Origin of the sequence: Gilliamella sp. B2923 (assembly GCF_026536565.1) — a bacterium.
Lineage (GTDB): Bacteria > Pseudomonadota > Gammaproteobacteria > Enterobacterales > Orbaceae > Gilliamella.
Window position 1 is genome coordinate 1 of record NZ_JAFNNZ010000018.1, and the last position, 13,445, is coordinate 13,445.

The following is a 13,445-nucleotide window of genomic DNA, read 5'->3' on the forward strand; positions in this document are numbered from 1 at the left end:
TGGCAAGAAAAGAACAAAAATACGTTTACTATCTATTACTTGTTAACAATGTACTTTTAAATCGCTTATCGGTATCGGGTTATGGAGTCGATAAAATGACTAACACGCCAAATATCTTGAGCCGTATCAAAATATCACTGTTATGCCAATTTATATCAAAAAAGTGATTGTGTTAACAGAATAAATCACATTTTGAGGCTGTATAAAAAAAGAACTGCTTTAATATGTAAGACAGTTCTTTTAGCATAAATTGACTCTTCTATAATGATGTTTACTTTATGGAATTATAATTATCACAACCTTCATTTAAACCGAGTGAACAAGCTTGTTTAAAATATTTTTTGGCTAACGCTATATCTTTTTTAACACCGTCACCTTGCTGATACAGTGCTCCTAAATTATTTTGCGCCTCACGCCCCCCTTGTTCAGCGGCTTTAGTATACCAATAGATCGCTTTTTCTTTATTGACGTCGACTCCATCACCTTCGTCATACATAAGCCCTAAATTATATTGCGCCTCACGCTCCCCTTGTTCTGCGGCTTTAGTATACCAATAGAACGCTTTTTCTTTATTGACGTCGACTCCATCACCTTCGTCATACATAAGCCCTAAATTATATTGCGCATCACCAACACCTTGTTCAGCGGCTTTAGTATACCAATAGATCGCTTTTTCTTTACTTTCTTCAACACCCTCACCTTCGTCATAAATAACCGCTAAATTATATTGTGCGTCACCAACACCTTGTTCTGCGGCTTTAGTATACCAATAGATCGCTTTTTCTTTATTGACGTCGACTCCATCACCTTCGTCATACATAAGTGCTAAGTTATATTGAGCATATTTATCTCCCTGCTCTGCCTCAGTGTTACAAGCAACTAAAGCTTTATCTAAAGCTGCTTGTTTTAAATAAGTAATGCAATTATTAGCGTAAGCTGTTGTCGATAATAATGCAGTTAATACAACAAATAGTATTTTTTTCATAAGTTTTCCTTAAATTCCTAAAAATAAAAATAATTTTTTAAGTTTGCCTACTGACAAGAAAAGTTCAAAAATAGGCTTACTCTCTATTACTCGTTAACAATGTACTTTTAAATGGCTTATCGGTATTGGGTTATGGCGTTGATAAATGGTTAACACGCCAACCAAATTTATTGAGCCGTGTCAAAATATCACTGTTATGCCAATTTATATCAAAAAAATGATTGTGTTAACAGAATAAATGACATTTTTAGGCTGTATAAAAAAAGAACTGCCTTAATATATAAGACAGCTCTTTAGGTATAAATTGACTCTTCTATATTGCTTAATGATATTTACTTCATGGAATTATAACTATCACAACCTTCTTTTAAACCGAGTGAACAAGCTTGTTTAAAATATTTTTTGGCTAACGCTATATTTTTTTTAACGCCCTCACCTTGCTGATACATTACTCCTAAATTATTTTGCGCCCAACCAACGCCTTGTTCAGCAGCTTTAGTATACCAATATACTGCTTTTTCTTTGTTAACTTCGACACCAAAACCTTCGTCATACATAACCCCCAAATTATATTGAGCATCATCAACACCTTGTTCCGCAGCTTTAGTTAACCAGTATAGCGCTTTTTCTCTGTTTTCTTCGACGCCGTCACCTTGGGCATACATAATCCCTAGATAATATTGTGCGTCATCAACATCTTGTTCTGCAGCTTTAGTAAACCAATTTAGCGCTTTTTCTTTATTGACTTTGACACCGTCACCTTCGTAATACATCAATCCTAAATTATATTGCGCATCATCAATGCCTTGTTCTGCGGCTTTAGTATACCAATAGAGCGCTTTTTCTTTATTAACTTTGATACCATCACCATCGTCATACATAACGCCTAAATTAAATTGTGCGTCACCAACCCCTTGTTCTGCAGCTTTAGTATACCAATATAGCGCTTTTTCTTTATCAACTTTGACACCTTCACCATCGGCATACATAATCCCAATACTAAATTGCGCATCACCATCCCCTTGTTCAGCGGCTTTAGTAAACCAATATAGCGCTTTTTCTTTATTGACTTTGACGCCCTCACCTTCGTCATACAGAAGTGCTAAGTTATACTGACCATTTATATGGCCTTGTTCAGCGGCTTTAGTATACCAATAGAACGCTTTTTCTTTATTGACTTTGACGCCTACACCTTCGTCATACATGAGCCCTAAATTATATTGCGCCCGACTAAATCCTTGTTCAGCTGCTTTTTTATACCAATAGAATGCTTTTTCTTTATCGGCTTTGACTCCCTTTCCTTGGTTATACATATTCCCTAAATTATATTGCGCTTTATCATCCCCTTGTTCAGCAGCTTGGCTATACCAATGGAATGCTTTTTCTTTATCAACTTCGACACCTTCACCTTCGTCATACATAACGCCTAAATTAAATTGTGCGTCAACAACCCCTTGTTCTGCGGCTTGAGTATACCAATATAACGCTTTTTCTTTATCGACTTCGACTCCCTCACCTTCGTCATACATAACGCCTAAATTAAATTGTGCGTCACCAACCCCTTGTTCTGCGGCTTTAGTATACCAATAGAGCGCTTTTTCTTTATCAACTTTGACACCTTCACCTTCAGCATACATAATCCCTAAATAATGTTGCGCTTGAGCAAACCCTTGTTCAGCGGCTTGACTATACCAATAGAATGCTTTTTCTCTATCTTCCTTGACGCCCTCTCCATGGTCATACATAAGCCCTAAATTATATTGCGACTTATCTAACCCTTGTTCAGCGGCTTGACTATACCAATAGAATGCTTTTTCTTTATCGACTTTGACGCCCTCACCTTCGTCATACATAACCCCTAAATTATGTTGCGCCTCACTGAACCCTCGTTCAGCGGCTTGAGTATACCAATAGAGCGCTTTTTCTGTATTGGCTTTGACCACATCACCTTGGTCATACATAAGCCCTAGGTTATATTGTGCTTTAGTAAACCCTTGTTCAGCCGCTTTTTTATACCAATATAGCGCTTTTTCTTTATCGACTTCGACGCCGTCTCCTTCTTTATATATAATCGCTAAATTATATTGCGCTTTATCTAACCCTTGTTCAGCAGCTTGGCTATACCAATAGAATGCTTTTTCTTTATCGACTTCGATGCCGTCACCTTGCTCATACATAAGTCCCAAATTATATTGCGCCTTACTAAGCCCTTGTTCAGCTGCTTTTTTATACCAATATACTGCTTTTTCTTTATCGACTTCGACACCGCCACCTTCGTTATATAAAATCCCTAAATTATATTGTGCCTTATTAAACCCTTGTTCAGCCGATTTTTTATACCAATATAGCGCTTTTTCTTTATCGACTTCGACAACTTCACCTAGATCATACCAAACCCCTAATTCAAATTGCGCTTTACTAAACCCTTGTTCAGCTGCTTTTTTATACCAATAGAGCGCTTGTTCGTTATTTTCTTCAACGCCGAGACCTCGATAATACATCGTTCCTAAATTATACTGAGCTTGTCTATCTCCCTGCTCAGCCTCAGTGTTACAAGCAAATAACGCTTGTTCAAAATCTTTTTGTTCAAAAAAAGTAGCACAATGATTAGCGTAAGCCGTCGTCGATAATAATGCTGTTAATACAACAAATAGTGTTTTCTTCATGATTCTTCCTTAACCCACTGAAATATAATAATTTACTTATTTTTTGCTAGCAAACGAGTAAAATGCAAAAGACATTAATAAAAGCCTTTTGCAAATCAACAATGCTTCGATAAGCAGTTAATAATCTCCTAATATAAGCTAACTTGATAATAAATTGACTTGTAATATCAATCATTTATTTTAAAGTACTTAATAGGTTAGCAATGGTTCTTACACCAATACCCGTTGCTCCCGTTGCCCACAATGCGCTAGCGCTTTTACGGAATGTTGCTGAACAGTCGATGTGCAGCCAGTTTTGTTTATAATTTTTAATAAAATATGACAAAAATGCCGCTGCTGTGCTGGCACCAGCCGTATTAGGTAATCCGGAATTGGCTATATCGGCAAATGAGGAAGGGAACTGGGAGCGATGAAACTCCGCTAATGGTAAACGCCAAAAGGCTTCATGCTCGATTTCACTACTCACCAATAGCGCATTAGCTAATTTATCATCAAACGAGAGTAACGATTGATAGTCATTACCGACAGCAATTTTTGCAGCGCCGGTTAATGTTGCACAATCAATAATATAACGAGGTTTATCTTTGTCAGCACTGATTAATCCGTCAGCTAAAACTAAACGACCTTCAGCATCGGTGTTATCAATTTCAACTGTTTTACCGTTGCGATAACGGATAATATCACCAAGTTTAAAAGCGTTCCCACTGACTAAGTTATCTGCACAACATAAGTAAAGTTTAATACGATGATTGACACCTCGGGCAATAGCGAGTGCTAAAGCGCTGGTAACCAGAGCTGCACCACCCATATCGGCACGCATCGACTCCATAAAGCTACTCGGTTTTAGGCTGTAGCCCCCCGAATCAAAGGTGATACCTTTACCAACTAAACAAGCAACGATAGGCGCTTTTGGATTTTGGCTCGGGTTATAGTCAAGTTCAAGTAGTGCCGCCGGCCTATCCGATCCTTTCCCCACAGTATAAATACCCATATAATCATGCGTTTTTAATGCTTCGCCTGTGATAATATTGTATTTAATATCAGATGAATAAGTGCTAATTAATTTGGCGCTTTGGGTGGCTAATTCAAGTGGACTTAATGTTTCAGCGGGCTGGTTAACAATATCACGGCACCAATCAATAATAGCTAGGCGGTGTTTGAGTTCTTGTTTATCTTCAGTACTAAGTTTTGGCCAACTCACTTTATTATTATTTTTAGCATTACGATAACCTAACCAAAAATGCCAGCAAGATTCTAAATCCCAGCCACTTCCACTGAGTTTAATCGAGTTAATGCCTTGATTATCAAGTTTACGCCCTGCCCGTTGAATTGCACCTAAGCGATGTTCAGTTTTATAGTGAATAGTAATAGACTCTTGGCAATAGCTCAGTAGCGCATCTTTACCCCACTGTGGTTGCGCAACTTGATCAGAAAGTAAAATAGATAATGTAGACATAATAAGCACCTCGATAAGTAATAAAGCAAAAACAATGGCTTAATTCTAATCAGAAACATGTTAATATAGCAAGCGAAGTTAAGCATAAATAAGGAACAGCAATGACATCGGTTATACCTATTAAAAATGGCATCAATTTTCGTGATTTAGGCGGCATTAAAACCAAAGATGGGCGGCAAGTTCGCTCTGGCATGTTATATCGGGCTGGGGAATTTTCTCGCCTCACAGAGGATGAAAAAAAATTCTTGTCTGACGAATTAAAGTTACATTATGTTTTAGATTATCGTGATCAACATGAAATCGATCGCCACCCTGATAATTTATGGGCTGATAGTCATTATATTAATGTACCGGCCAATCCATTAAATAACGAAATTACCGCAAGTTTAACCAGTGATCTAAAAAACGATATCACGGTGTTAAAAAAATATTCCCCTCATGAGTTTATGCTTAAACTTTATCAGCTTTTACCGTTTAATAATCTTGCTTATCAGACACTTATTTCAACACTATTTAAAGCCAATGGTAGACCGTTAGTCCAACATTGTGCAGTTGGCAAAGACAGAACAGGTATCGGTGTGGCATTAGTTTTATTTGCTTTAGGCGTTAGTGAAGAGGTGGTTATGCAAGATTACTTACTCACTGAACAGTGCTTACAAACGTTTCGAGAACAGACGCTTAACCAACAAAAAAGCCAATTAACACCGGAAGAGTTTGAAAAGCAAAAAGCGATCTTTGCTACCAAAAAAGAGTATTTAAGCGCTGCAATTACGGCTATTAAAGAGCGTTATAACACTATCGATAACTGGTTAGCGCAAGAGTATGATCTCGACCAAAAAAACAGAGAAATATTGCAAAATATCTATCTTGTTTAAAGCTTAATAGCCTGTTTACTCATTTGATTGAGATGATTTGTTAGAATTTATCCGGTAAGTCATCAAGTTAATTACGTGTTTAACACAAAATGAGTAATCGGCTTATCGCAATTGACCGCAAGATGAATATCATCCACCTGCTGATATTGATAATAAAAGTGACCGCCAAAAGGTGCACTAATCATCTTGTTAGCCAGATCAATTTTTACCGATTTCATTTGCCACACCCCTTTGGCATAGAGCTTTAAGGCCGACTCTTTTAACGTCCAAAGTTGCCAAAAAGCGGATAGCTCATCTTGTTGTGTGCGCATCCATTGACATTCGGTATCAGCAAAAAAATTTTTTGCTACCTTCTGATAATTTTTTCGTGGACGTGCCACTTCGATATCTAACCCAACTTTACCGGTTAATGAAATCGCCACAGCCACGCTGTCTTGACTGTGACTAATATTAAAATCCGGCAGATTAGAATCTAAAAAACAGGGGCGAGCATTATCGCCAATTATCATTGTTGGCAAAGTTGCGATCTGACAATATTGATTGAGCAAACTGGCTAGTATGGAACGACAGGCTAAAAACTGTTTTTTACGTCGCTCATTCATTTTATTAGCATCATTAATAATTTGCTCAGATAACAACGAATAGTTAATTGCCACGCTATTGAGATTGGCAAGTTGGACAATTAGCATGATTGAAAAGCCAGTATTGATAAAAATTATTTTTTACTATTTTAACAGCATGCTATGCTAATTGTTATTAAAATTTATCAGATAGCAAGGATACGTCATGTCATTACAAACCAAATTAGTCAATGCTGGTCGCAAAAAACGCTATACTCAAGGTGCAGTAAATCCGGTTATCCAACGAGCCTCATCGTTAGTATTTGACTCTATTGCAGCCAAAAAAGAAGCGACCGAAAATCGCACTAATGGCGCACTCTTTTATGGACGTCGAGGCACATTAACCCATTTCTCGCTGCAAGATGCCTTGACTGAAATTGAAGGTGGTGCAGGATGTTACCTTTACCCGTGTGGTGCAGCAGCCATTGCCAATGCGATTTTGGCTTTTGTAAAAACCGGCGACCATATTTTGGTATCTGAAGCCAGTTACGAACCGACTCAAGAGTTTTGTAATCATATTTTAAAAGATTTAGGTGTTGAAACCGATTACTTTTCACCTTTAGTTGGTCGTTATATCACAAACCACATCAAACCAAATACTAAAGTGGTGTTTTTAGAGTCACCAAGCTCAATTACGATGGAAATCCATGATGTGCCCGCTATTGTGAAAGCAATCAGGAACATTAATCCGCAAATAGTCATTATAATGGATAATACCTGGGCTGCTGGCGTGCTATTTAAAGCGTTAGATCATGATATTGATATCTCAATTCAAGCAGGCACTAAATATTTAATTGGTCACTCCGATGCGATGCTCGGCACTGCTGTTGCTAATGAGCGATGCTGGGATAGATTGCGAGAACGCTCTTATTTAATGGGACAAATGTGTGATGCAGATACCGCTTATATGGCAGCACGAGGTTTACGCACTTTAGCAGTCAGACTTAAACAACATCATGAAAGTGGCTTAAAAGTAGCAAAATGGCTGGCGGCTCATCCTAAAGTCGCGACCGTTAATCACCCTGCCTTAACAAGTTGCAAAGGACATGAATTTTTTGCCCGTGACTTTACCGGTGCAAGTGGTTTATTTTCATTTGTGCTAAACGACCATTTAAATGATGTACAGCTTTCCGACTTTTTAGATAATTTAACCCATTTTTCAATGGCTTATTCATGGGGTGGGTTTGAGTCATTAATTTTAGCCAATCAACCCGAAGAGCTAGCCAAAATCCGACCGGTTTCTGGAGTCAGCTTTGACGGAACACTCATTCGGTTACATATTGGGCTTGAAGATCCCGATGATTTAATTGCTGATCTATCCGCCGGTTTAGATCGAATTAAGTTAAATAAAAATAAAGCAAATGCCCTACAAAGCTTAATATGATCAAAATTTAGTATGATTAAAAGCTTAGTGTGATTAAATAAAAATGAAAAATCAAAGCCAAACGATGATTGATCAAAGCATTGAACAGGCGATTTTAGATCATATCAAAAATCGCCAATCGCTACTGGTTGCTTACAGTGGTGGCGTGGATTCAACGGTGCTATTACATGCGCTTACCCAATTGAAACAACAGCAACGACCAGACTTACAACTCAGCGCAATTTATATTCATCATGGCTTAAGTCAAAATGCTGATAGCTGGGCAAGGCATTGCCAACAGCAGTGCCAAATATGGCAAGTACCGCTCATTATTGAAAAAGTTCAGCTCGATCCTGTGGCGGGTAATATTGAACAGCAAGCTCGAAATGCTCGTTATCAAGCAATTTATCGTCACCTAAAAAGCGATCAGATGCTATGCACAGCCCAGCATCTTGATGACCAATGCGAAACTTTTTTGTTAGCGCTAAAACGGGGCAGCGGGCCAGCCGGTTTATCGGCAATGCCGGTTGAAAGCAACAGGCATCTTAGACCATTATTGACGATCTCACGCCAACAAATCGAAGCGTACGCCAACTGGCATCAATTAACTTGGATAGAAGATGAAAGCAATCAAGATGACCATTATGACCGTAACTTTCTACGATTAAAGGTGTTACCACTTATCAATCAGCGCTGGCCACAGTTTTCTCAAATGGTTGCGCGAAGTGCTTCACTTTGCCAACAACAAGAAGCGTTAATTAACGAGCTGTTAGATAACGATTTTCACCAACTATTGACAACGCAAAGTCAGCTACGTTTGTCGCCGTTAATCAATTATTCAGAATATAAACGCAATGCGATTTTGCGCATGTGGTTTCGACAACAAGGCATAATGATGCCGAGTCAAAAACAGCTGGCATTAATTTGGCAAACGGTCGTTGAAGCAAAGGAAGATGCTAATCCAAAATTTGTTTTGCATAACAAACAAATTCGCCGTTATCAAAATCAACTTTATCTGTTGCCACTGTATGATGATACTGAACACTTAGTCATCAATTGGGATCTCACTTCGCCTTTAGTGTTACCGGATAATATCGGTCAGTTACAATCTCATTACCAGCACGATTTAAATTGTCGCCTACCTCAAGCCGACGAGGCAGTTACCGTACGTTTTCATGCGCAAGGTCGATTGCAAATAGTTAATCGGCAAGGGTCAAGAGCGATCAAAAAAATATGGCAAGAGCACCAGATCCCACCATGGATGCGCTCACGTACGCCTTTGATTTACTATAACGAACAACTTATTTGTGCCGTTGGCGTGTTTGTCACTGAGCAAGGCAAAGGATCGCAAATTAATTTTAGTGTGACCAAATAAATAAAATGCTTTTAAGCAACTCAAACAGAAACGTAATCAATAAGGGGCATAGTTGCCCCTTAACTTATAACTAACCATTCGCTGACTTAGTTTCTGCTCTTGCCTTCCAGCGTTTAAGTAATAAAGCATTGGTGACAACACTGACACTACTCAATGCCATAGCAGCGCCGGCTATCATTGGATTTAAAAAGCCCAATGCGGCTAATGGAATACCAATTAAGTTATAAAAAAACGCCCAAAATAGGTTTTGTTTGATCTTATTATAAGTTCGGCGGGAAATATCAATCGCATCAGCAATAAGATACAAATTACCACGCATTAAGGTAATACTTGCTGCATGCATTGCCACATCTGTCCCCGTCCCCATTGCTATACCAATATCAGCAGCTGCCAAAGCGGGAGCATCATTAATACCGTCGCCAACCATTGCTACTCGATTATTGGTATTAGTATGACTCTCTTTTTGTAATTGATAGATATAATTAGCTTTGTCCTGTGGTAACACTTCTGCAATAACTTTATCTAAGCCTAACTGCTGACCTACCGAATTTGCAGCTTGTTGATTATCACCGGTTAGCATAACGGTATTAACATGTAATTGATGTAGTGCATCAATAGCATTTTTGGCTTCGGGTTTTATCACATCAGCAAAACCAAATAAAGCCAGTATCGCTACACCATTTTCAGATTGTTGCTTAGCTAAAAATGAGATGGTATAACCTTTCGCAGTAAGCTCACTGATTTTATCATCCATATCAACAAAATAGGCATTTAATGACTTCATCCAGCGTAAACTACCTAAATAATATTCGGTATTATCAATGGTTGCCATGACGCCCGATCCGGTGACAGAGGTAATATTTTGAGCATAATCGTACTGTTTTGCTTTAGACAAGATAGCTTTAGCTAATGGGTGCTCACTGCCCGCTTGCATAGATGCCGCAAGCGATAAGATTTGATCGGGCGTCTCAGTGCCAATTACATCCATTTCGACCAGTTCAGGTTTACCTAGGGTTAATGTGCCGGTTTTATCGAATGCGACGGTATTAATATTGTGCAATGTTTCTAAGGCTTCAGCATCTTTAATTAAAATGCCTTGTCGAGCAGCCACGCCTGTTCCAACCATGATCGCTGTTGGCGTGGCTAAACCTAAAGCACACGGGCAAGCAATAACTAATACGGCAACAGCATGCAGTAATGCTTGTTGCCAATCATGATACATCACGCCCCATGCCAATAAGGTAATTAAAGCGATAATCAAAATTACCGGCACAAAGATTGCACTAATACGATCAACAATGCGTTGAATTGGCGCTTTTTTAGCTTGCGCAGATTCAACCATTTGAATAATTTTTGCCAGGGTCGAGTCGGCTTCAACCGCTGTGGTTTTGACTAACAATAACCCTTCACCATTAATGGTACCGCCGGTAACTGTACTATTAACGGTTTTATTTACCGGTAAACTTTCCCCGGTCAACATCGATTCATCACAGCTCGAAGCACCTTCAATAACAATACCGTCAACCGCAATACGCTCACCGGGTTTGATAATAACTATATCATCCACCTTCACTTGATTGATCGGTAAACTTACTTGTTGATCGCCTCGTTTAACTAACGCTAGCTCAGGCCTTAAGGCGGAAAGTGCTTCGATCGCTTGGGTGGTTTGGTGTTTTGCTCTTGACTCGAGCCATTTACCAAACAAAATCAGGGTAATAATTACAACTGATGATTCAAAATAGAGATGATCATAATCGCCATTAATCAGTTGATATAGCGACAAACCATATGCCGCACTGGTACCCATTGCCACTAATAAATCCATATTACCCGTTAACGCTTTTAGTGCCTTAAAAGCACTACGATAGAATTTAGCCCCCAGACCAAATTGAACAATCGAAGCCAGCACAAGTTGTAACCATGCAGGCATCATCAAATGAATATTAAACGGCTCAAGTAGCATCGGCACAACAAATGGAATAGCCAAAATAACCGATAATACAATCGGCCAAAGTGACGCTTGTTTCTCTTCATCTTTGGCGTGTGTTTGTTGATCGGTAATTTTCACCGCATGATAACCGGCTTTATCCACCGCCGACATTAGCGTTTCTAATTTAACATTGGCATTGGCAGTCACGTTTGCTTTTTCGGTGGCAAGATTGACACTGGCATCTATTACACCATCAATTTTTTTTAATGCTTTTTCAACTCGGCTGACGCATGATGCGCAACTCATATCTTCAACAAAAAATTGATATTCAACTGTTTTCATTTGACGCATCCTTCAATAATTAGTGTTGTTTTGATTTATTATATTCACTAAGAAACCGTTTTATTTGACGCTATCGTTATAATATAAATAATCTATCTAAAACCAAATATAGCTTATTTATCCAAAAGATCTTATTTTTACAGGTTGTATTGATAGCCATTTTAATACTAATTGTATTATTAACAAGAATGCACTTTTTTGATATATACTATCCAAAAAGATACTGTTAAGACATTAACGTGAACAATCCTATAGCTAAAATCGATGAACGCGAACCGCATTCGCAATCAACTATCTGTTGCCCGGTCGAAACAACCTTAAATATGATTGGTGGAAAATATAAAGCTTTGATTTTATGGCAACTGATGACAAACAAAACATTAAGGTTTTCGCAACTGCGTAAACAAATCCCTTGCGCCACGCCAAAAATGCTAACGACGCAATTACGTGAACTTGAATCGCATCAGCTAATTAATCGAAAAGTTTTCCCGGTTGTGCCACCGAAAGTCGAATATTCCTTAACCGCATTTGGTGAAAGTATTCAACCGGTACTGCAAGCTATGTATAAATGGGGTAGTCACTGCTTAAACAATCAAGGATTGAATGTTAATTGCTCAATGGAGCCAATGCCAGCCAAACAAAAAAGATAAATAATTGATTGGTACTATGTAGGCATTTCTTATTATAGCTAAAGCAAAATACACAGCCGCAACCAAAAAGAACAGAGCATTATCACTCTGTTCTAATAAGCATTAGCCTCGTAAGTTTTCCGGCCAATCGTTTTGGGTAGAAACCAGCAAATCTTTCACAACACGTGGATTACCGGCAACAATATTGCCCGATACCATGTAGTTATTTCCGCCGGCAAAATCGGTAATAACGCCACCAGCTTCACGTAAAATTAACTCGCCTGCGGCAATATCCCATGGTTTTAAACCGATTTCAAAAAAGCCATCTAAACGACCCGCTGCCACATAAGCCAAATCTAGTGCCGCTGACCCACTACGACGAAAATCACCACATTTGGTAAATAATTTTTGTAGTACTGCAAAATAGCTATCGCTGTATTGCTTTGCTTTAAATGGAAAAGCTGTTGCCAGTACACTTCCTTCTAAATCTTTAGCATTACTAACACGAATTCGGTAGCCATTAAGCTGCGCACCTTTACCACGTGCCGCAGTAAATAGCTCGTTACTCATTGGATTATAGACAACCGCCACTTCGGTTTTACCTTTCACTCGAGCAGCAATAGACACCGCAAAATGGGGAATATTTTTAATAAAATTGGTGGTACCATCAATTGGATCGATTACCCACTGCGTATCGGCATCATTACCTTTAGCAAGGCCGCTTTCTTCAGCAATAATAGTATGATCTGGATAAGCTTTTTTAATTGTTTCAATAATCAAAGCTTCAGCCGCTCGATCTGCATTAGTTGCAAAATCATTAGCACCTTTAGTGTTAATTTCGATTGAACTCGGGTTTTCATAAGCCTTAATGGCAACATTACCTGCTTTACGCGCAGCACGAATAGCAATATTAAGCATCGGATGCATAATTTTCTTCCAATTGATGATGTTAAAGAACGGGGTAAAAATAAGTATGGTCTTTGCCATACACAAAATTATGTCTAGTATAAAGCTTTTGCCCTATCTTTGCCAGTCTATGTTGAGATTGATATTTAATTTACCTTAGCTTAACCCATTGAGTACATTTATACCGAACCGATAACTTATCTCTTTTTACCCAAAAACACTTATCGTTTTTAAATAGACTATTTATTAGCCATATGTTAATATTTCAAAAAAGGATTTTTATTAGATTTTGATTTTA

The 13,445-nt window shown here is 38.5% G+C and carries 10 protein-coding genes; 4 read left to right on the forward strand and 6 right to left on the reverse strand.

Annotated elements, in window-relative coordinates:
* Nucleotides 1-271: 271 nt before the first annotated feature.
* The 3 genes from J3U42_RS11745 to pepB all read right to left on the reverse strand — a co-directional run bounded on the left by J3U42_RS11745 (nucleotide 272) and on the right by pepB (nucleotide 5,107).
* Nucleotides 272-985: a tetratricopeptide repeat protein gene (locus J3U42_RS11745; RefSeq protein ID WP_267336547.1), complete on the reverse strand. Its 714-nt coding sequence runs from the start codon at nucleotides 983-985 to the stop codon at nucleotides 272-274.
* A gap of 332 nt (nucleotides 986-1,317) precedes the next feature.
* The gene (locus J3U42_RS11750) at nucleotides 1,318-3,651 is read right to left on the reverse strand and encodes a tetratricopeptide repeat protein (RefSeq protein ID WP_267336548.1); all 2,334 of its coding nucleotides are present in this window, start codon (nucleotides 3,649-3,651) and stop codon (nucleotides 1,318-1,320) included.
* Between the two features lie 175 nt (nucleotides 3,652-3,826).
* Nucleotides 3,827-5,107 (reverse strand): aminopeptidase PepB, encoded by a 1,281-nt coding sequence (gene pepB / locus J3U42_RS11755; RefSeq protein WP_220218617.1) that lies wholly within the window; start codon nucleotides 5,105-5,107, stop codon nucleotides 3,827-3,829.
* Between the two features lie 101 nt (nucleotides 5,108-5,208).
* Here pepB and J3U42_RS11760 point away from each other — a divergent pair, with 101 nt between their 5' ends.
* Entirely contained in the window at nucleotides 5,209-5,982 is a 774-nt protein-coding gene (locus J3U42_RS11760) for a tyrosine-protein phosphatase (protein WP_267328958.1), read from the forward strand.
* Nucleotides 5,983-6,053: 71 nt separating this feature from the next.
* Here J3U42_RS11760 and J3U42_RS11765 read toward each other — a convergent pair whose 3' ends face one another.
* Nucleotides 6,054-6,671 (reverse strand): 4'-phosphopantetheinyl transferase family protein, encoded by a 618-nt coding sequence (locus tag J3U42_RS11765; protein WP_220218615.1) that lies wholly within the window; start codon nucleotides 6,669-6,671, stop codon nucleotides 6,054-6,056.
* Nucleotides 6,672-6,768: 97 nt separating this feature from the next.
* Between J3U42_RS11765 and metC the strand changes: the two genes are divergently transcribed.
* Nucleotides 6,769-7,986: a cystathionine beta-lyase gene (metC, locus tag J3U42_RS11770; protein ID WP_267328960.1), complete on the forward strand. Its 1,218-nt coding sequence runs from the start codon at nucleotides 6,769-6,771 to the stop codon at nucleotides 7,984-7,986.
* A gap of 64 nt (nucleotides 7,987-8,050) precedes the next feature.
* A complete protein-coding gene (gene tilS / locus J3U42_RS11775) occupies nucleotides 8,051-9,340 on the forward strand; it encodes a tRNA lysidine(34) synthetase TilS (protein WP_416380465.1) in 1,290 nt (429 codons plus the stop codon).
* 70 nt (nucleotides 9,341-9,410) lie between these two features.
* Here the strand turns inward: tilS and J3U42_RS11780 are convergent, their stop codons facing one another.
* Nucleotides 9,411-11,612: a heavy metal translocating P-type ATPase gene (locus J3U42_RS11780; RefSeq protein ID WP_267336550.1), complete on the reverse strand. Its 2,202-nt coding sequence runs from the start codon at nucleotides 11,610-11,612 to the stop codon at nucleotides 9,411-9,413.
* 323 nt (nucleotides 11,613-11,935) lie between these two features.
* Here J3U42_RS11780 and J3U42_RS11785 point away from each other — a divergent pair, with 323 nt between their 5' ends.
* The gene (locus J3U42_RS11785) at nucleotides 11,936-12,262 is read left to right on the forward strand and encodes a winged helix-turn-helix transcriptional regulator (protein ID WP_267336551.1); all 327 of its coding nucleotides are present in this window, start codon (nucleotides 11,936-11,938) and stop codon (nucleotides 12,260-12,262) included.
* 102 nt (nucleotides 12,263-12,364) lie between these two features.
* Here J3U42_RS11785 and suhB read toward each other — a convergent pair whose 3' ends face one another.
* Entirely contained in the window at nucleotides 12,365-13,168 is an 804-nt protein-coding gene (suhB, locus tag J3U42_RS11790; RefSeq protein WP_220219605.1) for an inositol-1-monophosphatase, read from the reverse strand.
* Nucleotides 13,169-13,445 lie beyond the last annotated feature (277 nt).